The sequence below is a fragment of the Mycobacterium sp. NGS17 genome, from assembly GCF_059813205.1.
Genome location: NZ_JCALED010000011.1, coordinates 52,156 through 72,101, shown reverse-complemented (window position 1 = coordinate 72,101; position 19,946 = coordinate 52,156). Strand labels below are relative to the sequence as shown.

At 68.6% G+C, this 19,946-nt stretch carries 21 protein-coding genes and 1 other RNA gene; 9 read left to right on the top strand and 13 right to left on the bottom strand.

The annotated features are described in order from the left end of the window. Nucleotides 1–38: 38 nt before the first annotated feature. Entirely contained in the window at nt 39–1,169 is a 1,131-nt protein-coding gene (locus AC5Y7E_RS21420) for an epoxide hydrolase family protein (RefSeq protein ID WP_499950664.1), read from the top strand. 3 nt (nt 1,170–1,172) lie between these two features. Here AC5Y7E_RS21420 and AC5Y7E_RS21415 read toward each other — a convergent pair whose 3' ends face one another. Continuing rightward, nucleotides 1,173–1,568 carry a VOC family protein gene (locus tag AC5Y7E_RS21415; protein ID WP_499950663.1) on the bottom strand — a complete coding sequence of 132 codons (396 nt, stop codon included), beginning with the start codon at nt 1,566–1,568 and terminating at the stop codon, nt 1,173–1,175. 84 nt (nt 1,569–1,652) lie between these two features. Beyond that, a complete protein-coding gene (locus tag AC5Y7E_RS21410) occupies nt 1,653–2,468 on the bottom strand; it encodes an oxygenase MpaB family protein (RefSeq protein ID WP_499950662.1) in 816 nt (271 codons plus the stop codon). A 107-nt stretch (nt 2,469–2,575) separates the two neighbouring features. On the opposite strand from AC5Y7E_RS21410, the gene AC5Y7E_RS21405 reads away from it, so the two are divergent. Both AC5Y7E_RS21405 and AC5Y7E_RS21400 read left to right on the top strand, forming a co-directional pair. Beyond that, nucleotides 2,576–2,779 carry a hypothetical protein gene (locus AC5Y7E_RS21405; protein ID WP_499950661.1) on the top strand — a complete coding sequence of 68 codons (204 nt, stop codon included), beginning with the start codon at nt 2,576–2,578 and terminating at the stop codon, nt 2,777–2,779. Nucleotides 2,780–2,815: 36 nt separating this feature from the next. Continuing rightward, complete coding sequence (locus AC5Y7E_RS21400; RefSeq protein WP_499950660.1) at nt 2,816–3,772, top strand: cobalamin biosynthesis protein; 957 nt, start codon at nt 2,816–2,818, stop codon at nt 3,770–3,772. On the opposite strand, the gene AC5Y7E_RS21395 is transcribed toward AC5Y7E_RS21400, so the two are convergent. The 3 genes from AC5Y7E_RS21395 to AC5Y7E_RS21385 are packed head-to-tail and all read right to left on the bottom strand — an operon-like array spanning nt 3,754 to nt 5,781. Continuing rightward, on the bottom strand, nt 3,754–4,596 hold the full coding sequence (locus AC5Y7E_RS21395) for an SURF1 family cytochrome oxidase biogenesis protein (protein ID WP_499950659.1): 843 nt from the start codon (nt 4,594–4,596) through the stop codon (nt 3,754–3,756). The genes AC5Y7E_RS21400 and AC5Y7E_RS21395 overlap by 19 nt on opposite strands. After that, nucleotides 4,596–5,093: a low molecular weight protein-tyrosine-phosphatase gene (locus AC5Y7E_RS21390; protein WP_499915858.1), complete on the bottom strand. Its 498-nt coding sequence runs from the start codon at nt 5,091–5,093 to the stop codon at nt 4,596–4,598. Before AC5Y7E_RS21390 ends, AC5Y7E_RS21395 begins: the two co-directional genes overlap by 1 nt. Then, complete coding sequence (locus AC5Y7E_RS21385) at nt 5,086–5,781, bottom strand: HAD-IA family hydrolase (RefSeq protein ID WP_499950658.1); 696 nt, start codon at nt 5,779–5,781, stop codon at nt 5,086–5,088. The genes AC5Y7E_RS21390 and AC5Y7E_RS21385 overlap by 8 nt, the downstream gene beginning before the upstream one ends. Before the next feature lie 90 nt (nt 5,782–5,871). On the opposite strand from AC5Y7E_RS21385, the gene cobC reads away from it, so the two are divergent. Genes cobC through AC5Y7E_RS21365 form a run of 4 tightly spaced genes read left to right on the top strand, consistent with a single transcriptional unit; the run spans nt 5,872 to nt 9,909 of the window. Continuing rightward, nucleotides 5,872–6,918, top strand: coding sequence for an Rv2231c family histidinol phosphate aminotransferase CobC (gene cobC, locus AC5Y7E_RS21380; protein WP_499950657.1), 1,047 nt, complete (start codon nt 5,872–5,874; stop codon nt 6,916–6,918). Next, nucleotides 6,915–8,063 carry a Nif3-like dinuclear metal center hexameric protein gene (locus AC5Y7E_RS21375; protein ID WP_499950656.1) on the top strand — a complete coding sequence of 383 codons (1,149 nt, stop codon included), beginning with the start codon at nt 6,915–6,917 and terminating at the stop codon, nt 8,061–8,063. The genes cobC and AC5Y7E_RS21375 overlap by 4 nt, the downstream gene beginning before the upstream one ends. After that, a complete protein-coding gene (locus tag AC5Y7E_RS21370; protein WP_499950655.1) occupies nt 8,060–8,797 on the top strand; it encodes a zinc ribbon domain-containing protein in 738 nt (245 codons plus the stop codon). Before AC5Y7E_RS21375 ends, AC5Y7E_RS21370 begins: the two co-directional genes overlap by 4 nt. Next, nucleotides 8,794–9,909, top strand: a complete 1,116-nt coding sequence (locus tag AC5Y7E_RS21365; RefSeq protein ID WP_499950654.1) for a bifunctional RNase H/acid phosphatase — start codon at nt 8,794–8,796, stop codon at nt 9,907–9,909. Before AC5Y7E_RS21370 ends, AC5Y7E_RS21365 begins: the two co-directional genes overlap by 4 nt. 3 nt (nt 9,910–9,912) lie before the next feature. Here AC5Y7E_RS21365 and AC5Y7E_RS21360 read toward each other — a convergent pair whose 3' ends face one another. The 4 genes from AC5Y7E_RS21360 to AC5Y7E_RS21345 form a co-directional block, all read right to left on the bottom strand. Further along, nucleotides 9,913–11,865, bottom strand: coding sequence for an aconitate hydratase (locus tag AC5Y7E_RS21360; RefSeq protein ID WP_499950653.1), 1,953 nt, complete (start codon nt 11,863–11,865; stop codon nt 9,913–9,915). A 72-nt stretch (nt 11,866–11,937) separates the two neighbouring features. Then, nucleotides 11,938–12,132 (bottom strand): ferredoxin, encoded by a 195-nt coding sequence (locus AC5Y7E_RS21355; protein WP_499950652.1) that lies wholly within the window; start codon nt 12,130–12,132, stop codon nt 11,938–11,940. Next, on the bottom strand, nt 12,129–13,307 hold the full coding sequence (locus AC5Y7E_RS21350; protein WP_499915873.1) for a cytochrome P450: 1,179 nt from the start codon (nt 13,305–13,307) through the stop codon (nt 12,129–12,131). Before AC5Y7E_RS21350 ends, AC5Y7E_RS21355 begins: the two co-directional genes overlap by 4 nt. A gap of 49 nt (nt 13,308–13,356) precedes the next feature. Further along, the gene (locus AC5Y7E_RS21345; RefSeq protein ID WP_499950651.1) at nt 13,357–13,932 is read right to left on the bottom strand and encodes a helix-turn-helix domain-containing protein; all 576 of its coding nucleotides are present in this window, start codon (nt 13,930–13,932) and stop codon (nt 13,357–13,359) included. A 47-nt stretch (nt 13,933–13,979) separates the two neighbouring features. Between AC5Y7E_RS21345 and AC5Y7E_RS21340 the strand changes: the two genes are divergently transcribed. Continuing rightward, nucleotides 13,980–14,612 (top strand): class I SAM-dependent methyltransferase, encoded by a 633-nt coding sequence (locus AC5Y7E_RS21340; protein ID WP_499950650.1) that lies wholly within the window; start codon nt 13,980–13,982, stop codon nt 14,610–14,612. A 5-nt stretch (nt 14,613–14,617) separates the two neighbouring features. Here AC5Y7E_RS21340 and AC5Y7E_RS21335 read toward each other — a convergent pair whose 3' ends face one another. Beyond that, nucleotides 14,618–15,328, bottom strand: a complete 711-nt coding sequence (locus AC5Y7E_RS21335; RefSeq protein WP_499950649.1) for a 2OG-Fe(II) oxygenase — start codon at nt 15,326–15,328, stop codon at nt 14,618–14,620. Between the two features lie 77 nt (nt 15,329–15,405). Between AC5Y7E_RS21335 and rnpB the strand changes: the two genes are divergently transcribed. Continuing rightward, nucleotides 15,406–15,806: RNase P RNA component class A (gene rnpB, locus AC5Y7E_RS21330), an RNA gene on the top strand. Between the two features lie 4 nt (nt 15,807–15,810). Here rnpB and AC5Y7E_RS21325 read toward each other — a convergent pair. The 3 genes from AC5Y7E_RS21325 to panB form a co-directional block, all read right to left on the bottom strand. Further along, a complete protein-coding gene (locus AC5Y7E_RS21325) occupies nt 15,811–17,355 on the bottom strand; it encodes a CYTH and CHAD domain-containing protein (protein WP_499950648.1) in 1,545 nt (514 codons plus the stop codon). A 159-nt stretch (nt 17,356–17,514) separates the two neighbouring features. Next, nucleotides 17,515–18,702, bottom strand: coding sequence for a glycoside hydrolase 5 family protein (locus AC5Y7E_RS21320; RefSeq protein WP_499950736.1), 1,188 nt, complete (start codon nt 18,700–18,702; stop codon nt 17,515–17,517). 197 nt (nt 18,703–18,899) lie between these two features. After that, nucleotides 18,900–19,748 (bottom strand): 3-methyl-2-oxobutanoate hydroxymethyltransferase, encoded by an 849-nt coding sequence (gene panB, locus AC5Y7E_RS21315; protein ID WP_499950647.1) that lies wholly within the window; start codon nt 19,746–19,748, stop codon nt 18,900–18,902. Nucleotides 19,749–19,946 lie beyond the last annotated feature (198 nt).

Here is a 19,946-nt window from a genome sequence, read left to right as displayed (position 1 = left end):
CGTGCCGCCGGTCAGGCGGCCGCAGGCACTATGAACGCGTGAAACCGTTCCGCATCGAGGTTCCTGACGACGTTCTCGACGATCTGCGATCGCGGCTGGCCCGTACGCGTTGGCCGGAGGCCGAATGCGTGGACGACTGGAGCCAGGGCGTGCCGTTGGCCTACACCCGCGAGCTGGCCGACTACTGGGCCAACGACTACGACTGGCGAGCGCGGGAGGCCGCGCTCAACCGTTTCGATCAGTTCACCACCGAAATCGACGGCCTGGACATCCATTTCATCCATCAGCGGTCGCCGCACGCCGACGCCTTCCCGCTCGTGATCACGCACGGCTGGCCGGGTTCGATCGTGGAGTTCCACAAGGTGATCGAGCCGTTGACCAATCCCGCGTCGGGCCGCGCCGAGGACGCCTTCCACGTGGTATGTCCATCGCTTCCGGGATATGGGTTCTCCGGAAAACCCACCGAGACCGGCTGGGGCGTGGAAAAGATTGCCGAGGCGTGGGAAACGCTCATGCTGCGCTTGGGGTACGACCGCTACGGCGCCCAGGGCGGCGACTGGGGCGCCGCCGTCACGACACAGATCGGCCGCAACAGTAGCCACGGGGGAGGCCACTGCCTGGCGATCCACCTGAACATGCCGGTCGGCCGGCCCACCAAGGACTCGCTGACCAACCCGACCGACGAGGAGCAGCGGGCGCTCGCTGGGTTGGCCAACCACCGCAAGTGGGGCACCGGCTATTCCAAGCAACAGTCCACCCGGCCGCAGACACTGGGCTACGGCTTGGCTGATTCGCCTGTGGGGCAGCTGGCCTGGATCGTCGAAAAGTTCTGGGATTGGGCCGATTGCGACGGGCATCCCGAGAACGCGGTCAGCCGCGACGAGCTGCTCGACAATGTGATGGTGTACTGGGTGACCAACACCGCCGCGTCCTCGGCCCGCCTGTACTGGGAGAGCTTTGCGGTCTGGGGCGGCGGGGATCGCGTCGAATTGCCAACGGGCGTCGCGGCTTTCCCCGGTGAGCTGCTCAAGGCGCCTCGTAGCTGGTGCGAGCCGGTCTACAACATCACCCACTGGACGGACATGCCGCGCGGCGGGCATTTCGCGGCGTTCGAACAACCGGAGCTGTTCGTCGAGGACGTGCGCGCGTTCTTCGCGACGGCGCGCTGACGATCAGCCGGGTGGGGCGAAGAACTCCAGGGCGATGCCGTCGGGGTCGCGGAAACTCAGCCCGGAGCCGTACGGCGCATCCACGATGCCGCCGTGCTCGATGCCCAGTTCGCCGAGCCTGGTGACCCAGTTCTCCAGCTCGGCCCGGCTGGCGCAACCGAAGCCGACATGGTCGAGACCGACGCGATGTTCGCTGAACTTTTCGTCGGGTGCCTCGCGGTCGTGCTGATGGATGCCGAATATCGTGCCCCCGTCGAGCATCCACACTTGATGGTGAAATCCGGCATCGGTGTGCTCGTCGAGGATCGGGTCGGCGCCGAGCAGGTTGCGATACCACGGGCCGCTGATGTCGATGTCGCGCACCGTGACCGCGACGTGGTTGAGCGGTGGAAACGTCATGCCTTGCCACGCTAGTCCGCTTTGCGCGGTACGGGCTCGCCTATTGACGAGGAAGATTTTCCCCTCGAAATGACCCTGTGCCCGCTAGACGATCCGCCAGCCGCGCCGGGCGCGAAACCGCATGTCCCACAAGTAGATTCGATACAGGAAGATCCAGGCGTCATGGAGGATGAACAGGTCGGCCAGCCGCAGCGCCGAAAGCAGCCATTCGAACCGGCGCTGCTGGCGCGGCGACCAGTCCAGCTGCATCATCGCCCGAAACTGCGGAGCCAAAAAGCCAGTCGTCGCGAACAGGTTGAGCGGCCCCCCCAGCACCCGCAAGGGCCAGGGCAGAAACGCCATGGCAGCCACCCCGTGCAGATGTTCGCGCACCGGGGGGTCGATGTGCAGTTCTTCGAGCGAACGCTTCCAGTACGCATCAAAGGCGGCCCGGTCCGGCGGCCACATGCTCTCGGGCACCTGCAGCGTGGTGCCCAGCCGCTTGCCGTCTTGATAGACGGCGTCGGCGGTCGCGTCGTCCAGCGGGCCGTACAGGAACTCGTGTTGCTCAACGAAGTACCGGTACAGGCAGGCCGCCACCCACAGCTGCAGCTTCGGGTCGAATGCGTTGTAGGACACCGGGCTTGATGCTGTCGACCGGACCTGCCGGTGCGCGCCGTCGACGGCGGCGCGGATCATCGCCCGATCGGACTCGGTCCCGATGGCCGCGACCGCCAGATAGGTGCCGGTGGTGCGCGCGCGCTTGAAGGGATGCTTGTAGACGTTGCCGCTGTCCACCGGGCTTTCCAGCACGCCATAGCCGACGCCGGGCAACGACAACTGCATGATGACGTTCGCGGCGGGCAACAACAACGCCGCCGGGTTCAGCAGGTCGGCGACGCGGGTCGCGGGCCGCTTCACCGCCGACCTCGCCTGCTGGGCCTCATGCCTTCGAGTAGACCATCGCCGGATCGGCACGATCAATGATCTGACGTTATATCCGCCTGATAATGGGCAGACATGCCCGGATGAGCACTGAACCTGGCAACTCGAGTCCTCCGCCCCCCGACCCGCCGAACATGTCGCCCGGCGGCAAATGGGGGGTCGCGCCGTCGGCCAGCCCCCAGATGACGCGCGCCGACGGCCGGTTCAAGCACGGCTACGGGCTGTGGTGGACGGTGGCGGTCCTGATCGTGCTGGTCATCGCGGTCGTAATCGTGGCGGTCGCCTAGCCGAGGCGGGGCGCGAGGGTGTGAGACGCTGCCGAGGTGGTTGCGAGGCAGGCTCGAGTCGCGGGCGTGGCGATCGGCGTTTTGGCCGACCGCGCGCTGGGCGACCCGCGACGGGGTCATCCGGTCGCGCTGTTCGGCCGTACCGCCGCCGCGCTGGAGAAGCTGACCTACCGCGACAGCCGGATCGCCGGCGCGGTCCATGTCGGGGCGCTGATCGGGGCGGTGGGCGTGTTGGGCCTGGCGATGCAGCAGGCCGCCGCGCGGTGCGCCCGGGTGTGGCCGATCGCGGCGACGGCCGCGGCCACCTGGGTCTCGCTGGGTGGCACCTCGTTGGCCCGCACCGGACTGGACATGTCGGAGCGGCTGGGACATGGCGACGTCGAGGCCGCGCGTGCGCTGCTGCCGTCGTTGTGCGGGCGTGACCCGGCGTCGCTGAACCGCGCGGGCCTGACCCGTGCGTCGCTGGAATCGATCGCCGAGAACACCTCCGACGCCCAAGTGGCACCGCTGCTGTTCGCGGCGGCCGGCGGCTTGCCCGCGGTCCTGGTATATCGCGGCATCAACACCCTGGACTCGATGGTCGGCTATCGCTCGCCGCGGTATCTCCGGTTCGGTTGGGCCGCGGCGAGATTGGACGACGCCGCCAACTTCCTCGCCGCGCGGGTGACCGCGTCGCTGACGGTGCTGCTGGCGCCGGTGGTCGGGGGATCACCGGCGGACGCGGCTCGGGCCTGGCGCCGCGATGCCGCCCGTCACCCCAGCCCCAACGCCGGCGTCGTCGAGGCCGCCTTCGCCGGGGCGCTGGGCGTGCGCCTGGGCGGTCCCACGCACTACCAGCACGGACTGCAGATCCGGCCCACCCTCGGCGATGGCCGCGAGCCGACGGTGGCCGACCTGCGGCGCGCGGTGACGCTGTCGTCGCTGGTGCAAGCGGGTGCCGCGGTGTTGGCCGGACTGTTGACGTATCTGTCGGGTTACCGCCGGCGGCCGTAGCGGTCGGCGAGTTTGGCCTCGACGGACTGCGGCGCCTCGGGCGCTTCGGGGGTGGGTGCTGCCTCGGGCGCCGGCCGGTGTTGTTTCTCCTGTCGCCGGGCGCGGATCTCCGAGTAGGCGAAGTAGCCCAAGCCGATGGGTGCGAGGATGCCGAACGCGATCCACTGGATGCCGTAGGACAGGAACGGGCCGGCGTCCAGCTGCGGCACGCCTACCACGCCGAGCCCACCGGGCTGACCGTCGATCAGTTGCAGGTAGGACCCGGCCAGTGGCGTCTTGGTCAGCACGGCGACCTGTTCGGTGTCGATCGAATAGACCTGCTGCACACCGTCGCCCACGAACGGATCCTTGTTCGCCGCCGGGGTCTCGGAGTTGCGCAGCCGCGCCGTGATGGTCACCGTCGGCGCGGGTGGGCGGGGTATCGGCGGGACGTGAGACCCCTCCAAAGGACGCACATAGCCGCGGTCGACCAGGACGGTCGGTCCGCCGTCGACGACGAACGGCGCCAGCACCTCGAACGCCGGCTTCGAGTCGATCACCCGCAACCGGGCCAGCACTTGCACGTCCGGCAGATAGTGCCCGGTTGCGGTGACCTGGCGCCACTGCGCGCCGGGAGCCGCCGAATTCTGCTGCGGCAGTAGCGTTTTCAACGGAACCGGTGCGGTGTTCAGCGAAGCTTCGATCTGGCGGTTCTCCTGCGAGGTCCTGCTGTGCTTGCCCAGCTGCCAGGGCGCGAGCACCGTGAAGCACAGGTACGCGAAGGCGAGGACCACCAGCGCCAGCACGATCCAGCCCGGGCGCAGCGGGAAGGGCAACCGGCGCATCAAGGGGATCCGTTCTGCGCGAGCCGTTCGTCGACCCAGTCGTGCAGGCCGGGCAGCGCGGCCTCGATGACGGCGTAGACGCGTTCGAAGTCTTCGGTGTCGCCGTAGTAGGGATCGTCCACGTCGGGGGTGTGGGCGCCGCTACGCGGGTCGAAGGACCGCAGCATCCGGACGCGATCCTCGTCGGCGCCCAGGTGCCGCAGCATCCGGGCGTGGTTGCGGTCGAGGGCCACCACCAGATCGGCGCCCAGGTGCTCGGCGTCGACCTGTGCGGCGCGGTGCTCGCACGCGTAGCCGTGGGCGCGCAGCACGCCGGCCGCCCGCTCGTCGGCGCGCTCGCCCACATGCCAGTTGCCGGTGCCGGCGCTGCTCACCCGCACCGCGTCGGCCAGGCCCCGCCGGCGCAGCTGGTCGGCGAACATCTTCTCGGCCATCACCGAACGGCAGATGTTGCCGGTGCACACGAACGTGACGTGCAGCGCCTCGCGACTAGACACCCAGTGCCCTCCGCAGTTCGTCCATGGTCGAGGCGTGCGTCACGCCGGATTCGGCGGCGTCGCTCGCGGCTGCGCGGTCGGGGAAATCGGCCTTGCCGTAGCCCCAGCCGACCACCACCGTGTCGATGCCGTGCGCGGCCGCGCCGTGCACGTCGTGGCTGCGGTCGCCGACCATGCGTACCCGCTCGGGCAGGGGCCGCAGCTGCGCCAGGGCATGGGCCAGCACGTCGACCTTGGTCTTGCGCGAACCGTCGGGGCTGGCGCCGGCGATGACCTCGAAGTGCTGGTCGAGCCCGAAATGAGCGAGGATGCGCCGCGCCGTGGGTTCCAGCTTGGAGGTGGCGACCGCCAGCCGGACGCCGACGGCGCGCAGATCCACCAGCAGCGCCTCGATCCCGTCGAAGAGCGCGTTCTTCGCCCAGCCCCGAGCGCCGTACTCGGCGCGAAACGCGGCGATGGCCTCCTCGGCGTCGGCGCCGAGCTCCATGGCCCGGAACGTGTCGTCCATCGGCGGGCCGACGATCTGCGCGACGAGGTCGCCGGGCGGCACCGGGGCGCCGATGTGGTCGAGCGCATGCAGGAAGCTGGCGACGATCCCCTCCGCGGAGTCGGTCAGCGTGCCGTCGAGATCGAAGATCACCAGTTGCGCCCCGTGGGCTTCGCGCTCGGCCGGCCTTGTGCCTGTCACCTCACCATTGTCCTTGATGGGTGGGGCCGGGTGTGACGGTGTTGCCGATGCATCGCCGGGCGGCCCGGCCGGCGCACTAGTGTTTCACGGATGGCGAGTCTGAACCTGAGCCCGCCTGCGGCGCGCTACCACGGTGATCAGGCCGTCGCGCCCGGGATGCTGGATTTCGCCGTCAACGTCCGGCACGGCCGCCCGCCGGAGTGGCTGCTGCGACGACTGGCCGAGCGGCTGCCCGATCTGGCGCGCTACCCGAGCCTCGACGACGTCCACCGGGCCCAGGACGCGGCCGCCGAGCGGCACGGCCGGACCCGCGACGAGGTGCTGCCGCTGGCCGGCGTGGCCGAGGCCTTCGCGCTGCTGGCCAACCTGCGTCCGCGCCGGGCGGCGATCATCGCGCCGGCGTTCACCGAGCCCGCCGTCGCCCTGACCGCGGCCGGGGTGCCGGTGCACCACGTCGTGCTGGAGCCGCCGTTCGGCCTGGCCGGTGCGGCCGTCCCCGACGACGCCGACCTCGTCGTGGTGGGTAACCCGACCAACCCCACCTCGGTGTTGCACGCCCGCGGACAACTGCTGGCGTTACGCCGGCCCGGGCGGATCCTGGTGGTCGACGAGGCCTTCGCCGACTCGATTCCCGGTGAGCCGCAGTCGGTGGCCGGCGACGCGCTGCCCGACGTGCTGGTGTTGCGCAGCCTGACCAAGACGTGGGCACTGGCCGGGTTGCGGGTGGGCTACGCGCTCGGTTCCCCCGAGGTGTTGGCGCGGCTGACCGTGCAGCGGGCGCACTGGCCGGTGGGCACGCTGCAACTGACGGCCATCGCGCAGTGTTGCGGTCGGCAGGCGGTCAGCGCCGCGGCGGCCGGCGCGACGCGATTGGCGCGGCTGCGCGCCCAGATGGTGGCGGGCCTGGCGTCGGTGGGCGCCGAGGTGGTCGACGGCCAGGCGCCGTTCGTGCTGTTCCGCACGCCGGACGCGGTCCGGCTCCGAAAAAGTTTGCATGACAGGGGAATTGCCGTTCGCCGCTGTGATACGTTCGTCGGCTTGGACGAGCGGTACCTGCGGGCGGCGGTGCGTAGCGAGTGGCCGCGGTTGGTGCAAGCCATCTCGGAAGCGACGGGACACCTCGGGGGGCAGCGGTGAGCGTGAAGCTGGCCGAGGTCATCGCGGTGCTCGACGAGGCCTACCCGCCGCGGCTCGCGGAATCCTGGGATTCGGTGGGGCTGGTGTGCGGTGACCCCGACGACAAGCTGGACTCGGTGACCGTCGCGGTCGACCCGACGCCGGCGGTCGTCGACGCGGTTCCCCGGGCGAGCCTGCTGCTGGCCCATCACCCACTGCTGTTGCGCGGGGTGGACTCCGTGGCGGCCAGCACCCCCAAGGGCGCGCTGGTGCACCGGTTGATCCAGACGGGGCGTTCTCTGTTCACCGCGCACACCAATGCCGATTCGGCTCGCCCGGGCGTCTCCGATGCGCTGGCCGAGGCGCTGAGCCTGACCGTCGAGGCCGTGCTCGAACCGGCGACGGGCGCGCCCGACCTCGACAAGTGGGTCGTCTACGTGCCCGGCGAGAACGCGGAAGCCGTGCGGGAGGCGGTATTTGCGGCCGGCGCCGGCCACATCGGGGACTATTCGCACTGCAGCTGGACCGTCAGCGGCATCGGGCAGTTCCTGCCGCACGAAGGCGCCTCGCCCGCGCTGGGCAGCGTCGGGAAGGTCGAGCGGGTGGCCGAAGACCGGTTCGAGGTCGTCGCGCCCGCGCGATCCCGGGCCGCGGTGCTGGCGGCGATGCGCGCCGCCCACCCCTACGAGGAGCCCGCCTTCGACATCTTCGCGCTGGTGCCCCCGCCCGGCGACTCCGGGTTGGGCCGCATCGCGACGCTGGCACGCCCGGAACCGTTGCGCGACTTCGTCTCCCGCGTGCGGGCGGCGTTGCCGCGGACATCCTGGGGAGTGCGAGCGGCGGGCGACCCCGATACGCCGGTGTCGCGGGTCGCCGTCTGCGGTGGCGCCGGAGATTCGTTGCTGGCCGCGGCGGCCGGTGCCGGTGTGCAGGCCTATGTCACGGCCGACCTGCGGCACCATCCGGCCGACGAACATCGCCGCGCCTCCGATGTGGCTCTGATCGATGTGGCACATTGGGCAAGTGAATTCCCTTGGTGTGAACAGGCCGCCGGGTTGCTGCGGTCGCGTTTCGGTGCGGAACTCCCGGTGCGGGTGAGCTCGATTCGCACCGACCCGTGGAATGTCGAGCACGCTGACAACGAGTCCAGGGGGGACGGGTCATGAAAGCCGAAGTGGCACAGCAGCGTTCGTTGCTGGAATTGTCGAAATTGGATGCCGAGCTGTCCCGGATCACGCACCGGGCCACGCATCTGCCGGAACAAGAGACCTGCGAGCGGTTGCAGAAGGAAGTCGAGGCGGCGGGTGACCGGCTGGCCACGCTGCGCATCGCCTTGGAAGACATCGACGCCCACGCTTCGCGGCTGGAGGCCGAGATCGACGCGGTGCGCAAGCGGGAAGACCGCGACCGCTCGCTGCTGCAGTCGGGCGCGACCGACGCCAAGCAACTGTCGGATCTTCAGCATGAGCTGGAGACCCTGCAGCGTCGTCAAACCAGCCTGGAGGACTCGCTGCTGGAGGTGATGGAACGTCGCGAGGAGCTGCAATCTGAGCTGGACCGTGAGCAGCAGACGCTGACGTCACTGGAGGCCGAAATGGCCGGGGCGCGCGAGGCTCTCGACGCCGCGGTCGCCGAGATCAGCGAGGCCCGCGAGCTGCAATCCTCGAGGCGTGACTCGCTGAGCGCCGAGCTGGATCCGGGGCTGGCCGCCCTGTACGAACGCCAGCGCGCCCGGGGAGGCGCGGGCGCGGGACAACTGATCGGGCGCCGGTGCGGGGCCTGCCGACTCGAGATCGACCGCGGCGAGTTGTCCCGCATCTCGGCGGCGGCCGAAGACGATGTGGTGCGCTGCCCCGAATGCGGCGCGATCCTGTTGCGGGTCAAGGGTTTCGACCAGTGAAGGTCGTCATCGAGGCCGACGGCGGGTCACGCGGTAACCCCGGGCCCGCCGGATACGGTGCGGTGGTGTGGACCCAGGACCGAGCGACCGTGCTGGCGGAGGCCAAGCAGGCGATCGGCCGGGCAACCAACAACGTTGCCGAATACCGTGGTCTGATAGCCGGTTTGGACGACGCCCTGAATTTGGGCGCCACCGAGGCCGCGGTGTACCTGGATTCCAAGCTGCTGGTGGAACAGATGTCGGGTCGGTGGAAGGTCAAGCACCCCGACCTGGTCGAGTTGCATGCCGAAGCCCGGAACCGGGCCAGGCGGTTCGCAAAGATCAGCTACTCGTGGATTCCGCGGGAGCGCAACACGCACGCCGACCGGTTGGCCAACGAGGCGATGGACGCCGCGGCCGAGGTCGACGGCGCGACGCAAAAGCCCGAGCCGGCACAACAATCCGCCCCGGCGGAAAAACCCGAACCCGCCCCGTCGGCGCCCGGCTGGACCGGCGCGCGCGGCACCCCGACCCGACTGCTGCTGCTGCGGCACGGCCAGACCGAGTTGTCGGTGCAGCGCCGGTATTCGGGTCGCGGCAACCCGGCGCTGACCGAGCTGGGGCGGCGGCAGGCCGACGCGGCTGCGCGCTATCTGGCGCAGCGGGGCGGGATTTCGGCGGTGTTCGCCTCGCCGCTGCAACGGGCTTATGACACCGCGGCGGCGGCGGCCAAGGCACTGGGCCTGGACGTGACCGTCGACGACGACTTGATCGAGACGGATTTCGGCTCCTGGGAGGGGCTGACGTTCGCCGAGGCGGCCGAGCGCGATCCCGAGCTGCATGGTCGCTGGCTGCGCGACACCGGCACCGCACCCCCGGGCGGGGAGAGCTTCGACGCGGTGGCCGAGCGCGTGTCGCGGCTTCGTGACCGCATCGTCGCCGCCCAGCAGGGGACGACGGTGCTGGTGGTGTCGCACGTGACACCGATCAAGATGTTGCTCCGCGAGGCGCTGGACGCCGGCCCCGGCATCCTATACCGCCTGCACCTCGACCTGGCATCGTTGAGCATCGCCGAGTTCTATTCCGACGGAGCGTCTTCGGTGCGGTTGGTGAACCAGACGGCCTACCTGTAGACGTCACTCCTGCTCCTGGTTGAGTCGCGGGATCAGCCCGCCGGCCAACACGTCCTTGACCTGTCGTGGCGAGAGTCGATGCCGCACCGGGAATGATAAATCCTTGCCGGCATTGTCTACCTGCAGCACATCCTCTTTGTCGATCGCATTCAGATTCCGGAAGCGCAGTGTGTCGTCCTGGTCGATCGAGTCGTAGTCATCGGGGTTTTCGAACTCGAGCGCCAAAATTCCATAGTTGGCCAGGTTTTGCCAGTGGATGCGCGCGAAGGACTTGGCGATGACAACGCGCAACCCGAGGTAACGCGGTGCGATCGCGGCATGCTCGCGCGAGGAGCCTTGGCCGTAGTTCTCCCCGGCGACGATGACGTGCCCGCTGTCGTCGGCCTGTTGAGCCCGCTCGGGGTAGGAGTCGTCGATCCGAGTGAAGCTGAACATCGCGAGCTTCGGGATGTTGGACCGAAGCGGAAGCGCCTGCACGCCGGCCGGCGAGATCTCGTCGGTGGAGACGTTGTCGCCGACCTTGAGCAGCACCGGAGCCTCGAGTTCGTCTGGCAGCGGCGACAACTCGGGCAGGCTGGAGATGTTGGGCCCCTTCACCGGTTCGACACGTTGTGCCTCTTCGGTGTCGAGCGGAGGAACCAGCATTGCGGTGTTGACGGAGTTGTGCTCGGGCAGATCGAGTTTCGGGTACTCCATCTGCTCCTCTTTGGCCCAGTCCCGCGGATCGGTGATCACTCCCGTCAGCGCCGATGCCGCCGCGGTCTCGGGGGAGCACAGCCAGACCGCGTCCTCCTTGGTGCCAGACCGGCCGGGGAAGTTGCGGGGCATCGTGCGTAGCGAGTTGCGACCGACCGCGGGCGCCTGGCCCATGCCGATGCACCCCATGCAGCCCGCCTGGTGGATGCGCGCCCCGGCCACCACCAAGTCCAGCGTCGCGCCCATCTTGGTCAGATCGGCCAGGATCTCGCGCGACGTCGGGTTGATGTCGAAGCTGACCTGCGGGGCCGTCTGGCGTCCCGCCACCATCGCGGCCGCGATCGCGAAATCGCGCAGCCCGGGGTTGGCGCTCGAACCGATCACCGCCTGGGCGATCTCCTCGCCGGCCACCTCGCGAACCGGTACCACGTTGCCCGGCGACGACGGTTTGGCGATCAGCGGCTCGATCTGCGACAGGTCGATCGTGTCCTCGACGTCGTAGCCCGCGTCGTCGTCGGCCTGCAACTCCATCCAGTCGTCCTCGCGTTCCTCGGCGCGCAAAAACTCGCGAACGGCGTCGTCGCTGGGAAACACCGTCGTCGTCGCGCCGAGTTCGGCTCCCATGTTGGCGATGACGTGGCGGTCCATCGCCGTCAGCGTCGCCAGGCCGGGGCCGTGATACTCGATGATCCGGTTCACCCCGCCCTTGACGTCGTGGCGGCGCAACATCTCCAGGATCACGTCTTTGGCCGAACACCATTGGGGCAGCTCGCCGTCGAGCCGCACACCCCATACCTCGGGCATCCGGATGTGCAGGGGCCGCCCGGTAATCGCGAGCGCCACCTCGAGGCCGCCGACGCCGATCGCGAGCATGCCCAGCGATCCGGCCGCAGGAGTGTGGGAGTCGGAGCCCACCATCGTCTTGCCGGGGATGCCGAAGCGCTGCATGTGAGTTGGGTGCGAGACTCCGTTGCCCGGTTTGGAGAACCACAGCCCGAAGCGTTGCGCCGCGGTGCGCAGGTATTCGTGATCCTCGGCGTTCTTCTCGTCGCCCTGCAGCAGGTTGTGGTCGACGTACTGGACGCTCACCTCGGTGCGGGCGCGATCCAGCCCGAGCGCCTCGAGCTCCTGCATCACCAGCGTGCCGGTCGCATCCTGGGTCAGCGTCTGATCGATGCGGATCGCGATTTCTTCTCCCGGCGACATCTCCCCGGATTCCAGATGTGAACTGATCAGCTTGTGAGCGACGTTCATGGCCATACCCGGGGGTTACCCCGGCGCGGCGTGTTCTAGCGCGATGCCACAGCCGACGTTTGGCCTCGGACCCACGCGTCAACGACCCAGCGTGATGGCACTTTCGGGGCAGTTCTGTTCGGCGGTGACGGCCTGCGATTTCAGCTCGCCGGACACCTCGTCGACGAGCACCACGCAATGTCCGACCTCGTCGGCGTCAAAGACGTCGGGCGCCAGGGTGTAGCAGCGCCCGTGCCCGGTGCAGCGGTCGGGATCGACGGCTACGCGGGTCATGACACCGGAAAGACCAGCGGCAGCGACTCGACCGAGCGCAGCGCCGCGGTGTAGGACAGCTCGGCGCCGGGCTTGATCTCGTAATCCGGTATCCGCCGGTGGAATTCGCGCAGCGCCACCCGCAGCTCCATGCGGGCCAGGTGCGAGCCGAGGCAACGGTGCGGCCCGCCGCCGAACGCCCGGTGCCGGTTGGGGTTGCGGGTGAAGTCCACCAGCTCCGGGTCGGGGAACTCGGCCGGGTCGGTGTTGGCCGCCCCCAGCAATGGGCTGACCCGTTCGCCCTTGCTGATCGGACACCCGCCGACCTCGACGTCCTGGATGGCGACCCGGGCGACGCCGGGCACAGGTGTTTCCCAACGCAACAACTCCTCGACCGCACCGGGCAGGACGTCGGGCCGCTCGACAAGTTGACGACGGTGATGGGGGTGGCGCGCCAGGTACACGAAGAAGCAGTCGAGCGAGTCGGTGACCGTGTCCAGTCCGGCGATGAGGAACAGGAAGCAGATGTCGAGCAGCTCGTCGCGCGACAGCGGTTGGGCCGCGTCTTCTTTGAAGTTCGCCGCGATCATTGCGGACAACACATCGTCGCGGGGGCTGGCGATGTGGTCGTCGATGGCCCGGTCGAAGTATTCGTAGATTTGCTGGGCCATGCCCGCCGAGCTTTCGTGGCGGCGGTCGAAACCGGAGTCGCCCTCCGGGCGGATCACGCCGTCCTTCCACACCAGGAATTTGTCGAGGTCGTCGAGCGGCAAGCCGAGCAGCTGCAGAAAGACGGTGCAGGGCAGCGGCACCGCGAACTCGGTGTGGAAGTCGCACTCGCCCCGGTCGGCGAAGCGATCGATCATCTCGTTGACCAGCTCGGTGACGCCTGGTTCGCGTCGGGCCATCTCCCGCGGAGTGAAGAGGGGATCGAGAATGCGCCGGTACTTCGCATGCTCGGGCGGATCGATTTGGAGCGGGATCAGCGGCCGCACGTTACCCAGGTCGACCGCGTCCATGTTCGACGAGAACAGCTCGGTGTGTTTGAGCGCCATCTCGATGTCGGCCAGGCGGCTGAGAACGACCGCCTGCGGCGACCGGAATACGGGGCTGGTTTCGCGCAGCGCCTTATACATCGGTTGCGGCTCCGCGAGTCCCGTCCGCGTCTGATCGACGAAACTTTCGGCTTCTGTCATGCGGTCAGCCTGGCACCGACGCGCCTATTGGGCAATGGGCTAATACGGGTCAATTGTGCAGGTGGAGCCGCTCGCCGTGCGGTCCGAAGATGACGATGGCTTCCACCGGCCCGTCCACCACACCGAACCAGTGCGGCGTCCAGGTCGAGAACTCGACGGCTTGGCCCGGGTCGATGGTGAAGTCGCGTTCGCCCAGGATGAGCCGCATCCGGCCCGAAAGCACATACATCCAGTCCCGGCCCTCGTGCACCGGCAGCTCGGCGGGTGGGGTGCGGCGGCGCGCGCTGACCCGGACCTTGAATGCGTGCAGGCCCCCGGCGGGGCCCTGGCGGGTGAGCGGCCAGTAGGTGACGCCGTGGTGGGTATGCGCGGTCCCACGCACCCGCGGGTCGGGCGTGGGCGGCGCCTGCAACAGCTCGTCGGTGCTGACGGACAGGGCCCGGGCCAGGCGCGGCAGGTGATCCAGTGCCAGCCGGCGCTTCCCGGATTCGAGGCGGCTGAGCGTCGAGACGTCGATCCCGGCGCGCTCGCCCACCTCTTGCAGGGTGAGGCCGCGCTGCACGCGCAGTTCTCGTAGTCGCCGGCGCACCAGGAGGTCGATGTCGGGTGTGCTTTTTGCCTGCATGGCAATTCAGCTTGGCAAACGCCGTGCCGGGTGGGCAAGCTCGCGGTGTGGAGAACCCATGCAAATCAGATGATGCCCAGCGGTTCTGGGAGGAGCGCTACCGCTCGGCGGAGCGGGTGTGGAGCGGACGGGTCAATCCCCGCCTGGCCGAGGCGGCCACCGATCTGCCGGTCGGCCGGGCCCTCGACCTGGGCTGCGGGGAGGGGGCCGACGCGCTATGGCTGGCTGAGCGGGGCTGGGAAGTGGTGGCCGTCGACATCTCGGCCACCGCGTTGCAGCGCGCCACCCAGGCTGCGTCGGCTCGGAACATGCTCGCTCACATCGACTTTCAGCGGCATGACCTCAACAAGAGCTTCCCCGACGGGACCTTCGACCTGGTGTCCGCGCAGTACTTGCACTCGCCGGCGCGACTGGAGCGTGACGGGGTGCTGCAACGGGCGGCCGAGCGCGTGAATCGCGGCGGTGTGCTGTTGATCGTCGACCACGGAGCGCCCCCGCCGTGGGCGGAACATCACGATCACCACTTCGAAGACATCGAGGAGGTCCTCGCGTCGCTGCACCTGAACGCGTCGCGCTGGACGCGGGTGCGCACCGAGGCCGTCGAGCGAGAAATGGTGGGTCCGAATGGGGAAGTCGGCACCATGGCCGACAACGTGATGATCCTGAGACGATCCGGCTAGCCCCCCTACGCCGCGTCGTGGAAGATCAGCCCCATGGCGTAACGCTCACCGGAGCGAACGACCGAGACGCCGTGGCGCACCGGCGCCGCGGACCAACCCCGGGCCGAGGGCACCGGTCGTTCCCGGGTGGTGAACACATACCCGTGTCCCTGCGGCAGTTGTGTTGCCATGCCGCGGGATTGGGCCCGCAGCCGTTGTTCGACGAGCAGGAACTCGCCACCGGTGTAGTCGGTGTCGGGATTGCTCAGATTGATGACCACCTGGAGCGGAAAAACCAACTCACCGTACAGATCCCGATGCAACGCATTCCAGTCGCCCGCACCGTATTTCAGCATCAGCGCGGTTGATCTACCCTGGCCGGCCGCGTGACAGGTCGCCAGCCAGTCGTCGAGGCTGTCCGGCCAAGGTGCTTCCCGGCCGAGCTTGCCCCACCAGTCGCGCGCTATCGGCAGCAGCCGGGGGTAGAGCGCCTGTTTGAGCCGTTCGATCGGTTCGGGATAGGGCGCGCGGAAATAGCGGTATTGGCCTGCGCCATAGCGTTTGGGCGCCATGTCGATGGTCGAGCGGAACAGGTCGTCGTGGGCGTAGAGCCTGCGCAGCCGGGCCGCTTCGGCGGGCGTGACCAGCCGCGGCAACAGCGCGCCGCCGTATTCGTCGGCCGCGGTGGCGATGGCGTCCCAATCGCCTGTGTCGACGCGCTTTTTCCACTGGTCCATCTGGTCCACCATAGAGCCGCGCCAGCGGTTGTTGCTGGCACCGGCATGCCGCAGGTAGTACCGTGGTTCGTCGCGGACGAGTTGGCCGGGCGGCCGCGGACCGCGCAAGCGGTTCGAGGAAAGTCCGGACTTCACAGAGCAGGGTGATTGCTAACGGCAATCCGAGGTGACTCGCGGGAAAGTGCCACAGAAAACAGACCGCCACCCCCGCGGTGGTAAGGGTGAAACGGTGCGGTAAGAGCGCACCAGCATCCCGGGTGACCGGGGTGGCTAGGCAAACCCCACCCGAAGCAAGGCCAAGAAGGCCGCACCGGAAGGTGCGGCCGCGCAGGCGTTCGAGGGCTGCTCGCCCGAGCCTGCGGGTAGGCCGCTCGAGGCACCCGGTGACGGTGTGTCCAGATGGATGGTCGCCGCCGCGCCGCCGTTGCTTATGCGCGGCGGCGGGGAACAGAATCCGGCTTACAGGCCAACTCGTCCGCCTCCTAATGCCCCGCCTTGCGGACCGCCTTGGCGAGTTTGCGCAAGGCGTCGTCGAGTTCGTCGCGGCACCGGTCGGCCAAGTCGGCCTCGCGCTGATACAGCAGCCCGTAGGTGAAGGTGTCCTCGCCGGCGGCATGCGCGGCTTCGGCCTCCTGACGCAGATGCTCGCGGCTGACGACGCTGTCTTGATGGTCACCGAGCAGCGACTGCACCGCCTTGGCCTCTTCGGACACCCCGACGGCGCCGGTGGCGGCGGCGGTATAGCGAAGTCGCTTGGCGCGCTTACGGATTCGATGTATTGCCTCGTCGCGTTGGTGCCGGTCGTCCGGGTGTTCTCGGTCGACCCGCGCGGCGGCCTTCTGAGCCTTGCGTACCTTCTTATACGCGGCGTCGATGGTTACCGGGGCCTGTTCGTCGACCACGGCGGCGCCGGGGGTCTCGGCCGCTATCAGATCGAGGGAGTCCAGCAGGCGGAAGTATCGCTGCGACCGCATGGCGATCAAGGACCGGCGCAGCCCGATCTGGTAGCGCCGCTGGGCACCCCCGACCAGGCGTTCGCGCACCGGTCCGCGCACCAATTCCGGTGCGAGCGCGTCCAAACCGCGCTCGTATCGCTCGGCGAGCACCTCGGCGTCGCGGGCCACACCCAGGATTCCGGCGAGCTCCCGCAACTCGTCCATGACCCACCCCTCGTCGGGCAGGGCGAACGACTCCTGGTAGTCGCGCAGCAGGCTGCGCAGTTTGCGGGTGGTCACCCGCATCTGGTGAATGGCGTCGTAGGCGTCGGCACGAACGGCGCGATCCCACACCACAAGCTCGCGAACCTGCTCGGCGATCGCGCGCTGCAGCGGATCCTCGGACGGCTGGGCGCCGTCGGGCGGCGCGGCGCCGAGCACGCGCGCCAGCTTGGACCCGTGACCCGCCGGTACGGCGCCGGCGTCCAACAACCGGTTGCCCAATCGGTTCAGCAGCTCAACGCCGGCTGTCCCGTTGGCGAGCCCGCTCGCTTCGAGGAGCTCCAATTCCCACTCCCGCCATTCCTGTTCGGTCGGCGCCGAGTCGGTGTCGTCGGATCCGCGGGTCGACCACGCGGTGACATGGTCGTTGCTGAACTCGGCCAGCGCGGTGCCCGCGGCGTCGTAGAGCACTTGGCTCTCGCGCCGGGTGGTGATGCGCGCGACCGGCTGCATCGGACGGTCGCGGACGATTGCCAGCACCACATCGGTCAGCTCGTTGGGCACCGAATCGTTTCCGCCCGAGGCGTCCAGCGGGAGGCGGACCTCGGTTCGGGAGTCCGGACCGGCCGGCAGCTTCAGGTGCCAGCCCGCGTCCGAGCCACCGGTACGGCGGCGCAGTGTGATCTTGTTGCGCGCCAAATCGTGGATGGGGGTGTCGAAGTACGTCGCGTCCAGGGTGTGCGCCGGCGACTTCTCGACGTGGGCAACCGCGGCGATCCCGTCGAACGAGGGTGACACGGTGGATTCCACTACGTCGAATTTGCGCTCGACCTCGAGATAACGCGAGGGCTGCGGCGCTTTTGCAGGCATCTTCTTCGGCTCCGTTGCGGACGCGTCACGGCGGCCGTGAACATGGTGGACGGTGGGAGATGAGCACCCATAGCCTGCCATACCGAAGCGACGCGCCCGCCGCGGATCGGACGGTCAGTGAGGCGCCCAGCCGTAACGGCGGCCGCTGACCGATCGTTCTCAGCCGGCCGGTGGTGGCGGCGGCTGCAGGTGCATCGCCAGGTCGCTCAACTCCAGAATCGTCTGCATCTCGGCGTCGCGGAATGGCCGTCCGTCCGGGCCCAGCAGGTCGTGAAACCACTCCTGCGGCATCGCCGGGTCCGGGTCCGGGCGGTCCCAGGAATCCCAGGGGAAGAAGGTCTGCGTCTTTCCTGCGACCAGACCCCAATTGAACGCGCCCACTCCGGCACGCTTCGCGATCGGCAGGATGCCCTGCACCGTGCTGCCCAGCGGGCGGGCCATGTACTCGGTGCACAGGATCGGGCGGCCCAGCGGGACGAGCTCGGCGATGCGTCTCTCGAACTCCGCCGGCTCGCCATAGTTGTGGAACGTGATGACGTCGGAGTTGTCGAGCTGGATGCCACTGATGACGCTGCGGCGTCCCACGTCGGCCCACTCGCCGTGCCAGACGCCACTGGTCAACGGCTGGCAGGGATCAACCAGCCGCGCCCACTCGAACACCTGGGGCAGCAACTGGGCGACCAGGTCCACCTTGTCTTTGCGTTCGACCGAGGCGTAGGCGTCCGCGGGGTTATCGGGCTCGTTCCACAGATCCCAGCCCAGGATGCGATCGTCACCGCGGAACTGCGTCAGTACTCCGGTGACATAGCCGCGCATGGTGTGCAGGTAGCCGCGATCGTCCAGGCGCGCCGCGCCCGGGCTCTGCACCCAGCCGGAGTTGTGGATGCCCGGCCGAGGCGCACGCTGTGGACCCGCCTGGGGGAACGGATCCCAGCACGAATCGAACAAGACGAACAGCGGTTTGATCCCGTGACGGGCGGCGATGTCGACGAACTGGGCGAGACGGCCCTGAAACCCGCGATGATCCTGCGCCCAGAGCTGGTCGTGCAGGAAGACCCGGATCGCGTTGAACCCGTTGACCCGCGCCCAGCCCAGTTCGGTGTCGATGCGCCGGGGGTCGAAGGTTTCGCGCTGGAACATCTCCAGCTGATTAATGGCATTGGAGGTGATGTAGTTCGCGCCGACCGGCCAGCCTTGCGCCTGATACCAGCGGTTGGCGCGCTCGGGCGACCACCTGCTTGCTTGCGGCGAGGTTCGAGGCGGTTCGGCGGACGCCCGCGGTGTTGGGGCCAAAGCCATGCCTCCCGCCATCAGCAGCGGCAACGTCAGCACCATTCGACGGTGCACGAAGTCACCGCGGTTCCCCCGGTCGATGTGGTCCACCCCTGATAGTTCGGATCGCCCCCGCGAGCCATCGTACATCCATGTACCGCAACGCTTTTCAGCGGTTTGGTTGCGACGGCAATAACGTGGTCAACCAGGCGCTGACCGTGAATCGCAGCCAGGAGCGTGCAAACTAGCGCGTTGACGCGCCAGGGGTGGATCTAAAAGCAGTGCTCGTCGGCGGGGAACATCCCGGCGGCCACCTCTTGGGCATATTGCGTTGCCGCGCGGCGCAATTCCCCACCGATGTCCGCGAACCGCTTGACGAAGCGGGCCGCTTTGCCGCCGCTCATACCGGCCATGTCCTGCCAAACCAGCACCTGGCCATCGCAGTTCGGTCCGGCGCCGATCCCGATGGTCGGGATGGTCAGCTTGCCCGTGATCTGGGTGGCCAGCTCGGCCGGCACCATCTCCATGACGACGGAGAACGCGCCGGCCTCGGCGACGGCGATCGCGTCGTGCACCGTCTGCTCCGCCGCGTCACCGCGTCCCTGCACCCGGAACCCGCCGAGGCTGTTGACGCTCTGCGGGGTGAATCCGATGTGCGCCATCACCGGGATGCCGGCGGCGGTCAGGCAAGCGATCTGCTCGGCCACCCGCTCGCCGCCCTCCAGCTTGACCGCGTGCGCGCCGCCCTCCTTCATGAACCGGGTGGCGGCGGCCAGGGCCGCGGCGGGCCCGGCCTCGTAGCTGCCGAACGGCAGGTCGGCGACGACGAGCGCGTGCGGGGCACCCCGCACCACGCCGCGCACCAGCGGAATCAACTCGTCCATCGACACGGGCACGGTGGTGTCGTAGCCGTAGACCACGTTGGCCGCGGAGTCGCCGACCAGCAGGACCGGGATGCCCGCCTCGTCGAAAATGCGGGCGGTCGAATAGTCGTAGGCCGTGAGCATGGCCCACTTGTGGCCTTCGGCCTTCATCTTCTGCAGGTGATGGGTGCGGATCTTGGGTCTCGCCTTTTCGGGCTGCGCGGGCGAGTTGGCACCGTAAACGTTGTGCTCAGACATCATTGTCCCTAAGGGTGGTCGGTTCGATCCTCGAGGCCTATCAAGGTCCCCGGGTTCGTTTGACCCTCTGATTCTGCCATTTCTTCTGCGCGGTCGCACCGTCGCGGCGGTGTGAGACATACCATGCGCGCCGGTTGCGGGCGATGGGGGAGCTGCTCGCTCGCGGGGTGACCGGGCGGCGGGTGCCGCTAATCATGA

Coding starts and splice junctions, on each gene's coding strand:
- AC5Y7E_RS21415 (WP_499950663.1), bottom strand. CDS start 1,568: ATGACGTTTCCACCGCTCAACCACGTCGCGGTCACGGTGCGCGACATC.
- AC5Y7E_RS21405 (WP_499950661.1), top strand. CDS start 2,576: ATGAGCACTGAACCTGGCAACTCGAGTCCTCCGCCCCCCGACCCGCCG.
- AC5Y7E_RS21395 (WP_499950659.1), bottom strand. CDS start 4,596: ATGCGCCGGTTGCCCTTCCCGCTGCGCCCGGGCTGGATCGTGCTGGCG.
- cobC (WP_499950657.1), top strand. CDS start 5,872: ATGGCGAGTCTGAACCTGAGCCCGCCTGCGGCGCGCTACCACGGTGAT.
- AC5Y7E_RS21370 (WP_499950655.1), top strand. CDS start 8,060: ATGAAAGCCGAAGTGGCACAGCAGCGTTCGTTGCTGGAATTGTCGAAA.
- AC5Y7E_RS21360 (WP_499950653.1), bottom strand. CDS start 11,865: ATGGCCATGAACGTCGCTCACAAGCTGATCAGTTCACATCTGGAATCC.
- AC5Y7E_RS21355 (WP_499950652.1), bottom strand. CDS start 12,132: ATGACCCGCGTAGCCGTCGATCCCGACCGCTGCACCGGGCACGGGCGC.
- AC5Y7E_RS21350 (WP_499915873.1), bottom strand. CDS start 13,307: ATGACAGAAGCCGAAAGTTTCGTCGATCAGACGCGGACGGGACTCGCG.
- AC5Y7E_RS21345 (WP_499950651.1), bottom strand. CDS start 13,932: ATGCAGGCAAAAAGCACACCCGACATCGACCTCCTGGTGCGCCGGCGA.
- AC5Y7E_RS21335 (WP_499950649.1), bottom strand. CDS start 15,328: ATGGACCAGTGGAAAAAGCGCGTCGACACAGGCGATTGGGACGCCATC.
- AC5Y7E_RS21325 (WP_499950648.1), bottom strand. CDS start 17,355: ATGCCTGCAAAAGCGCCGCAGCCCTCGCGTTATCTCGAGGTCGAGCGC.
- panB (WP_499950647.1), bottom strand. CDS start 19,748: ATGTCTGAGCACAACGTTTACGGTGCCAACTCGCCCGCGCAGCCCGAA.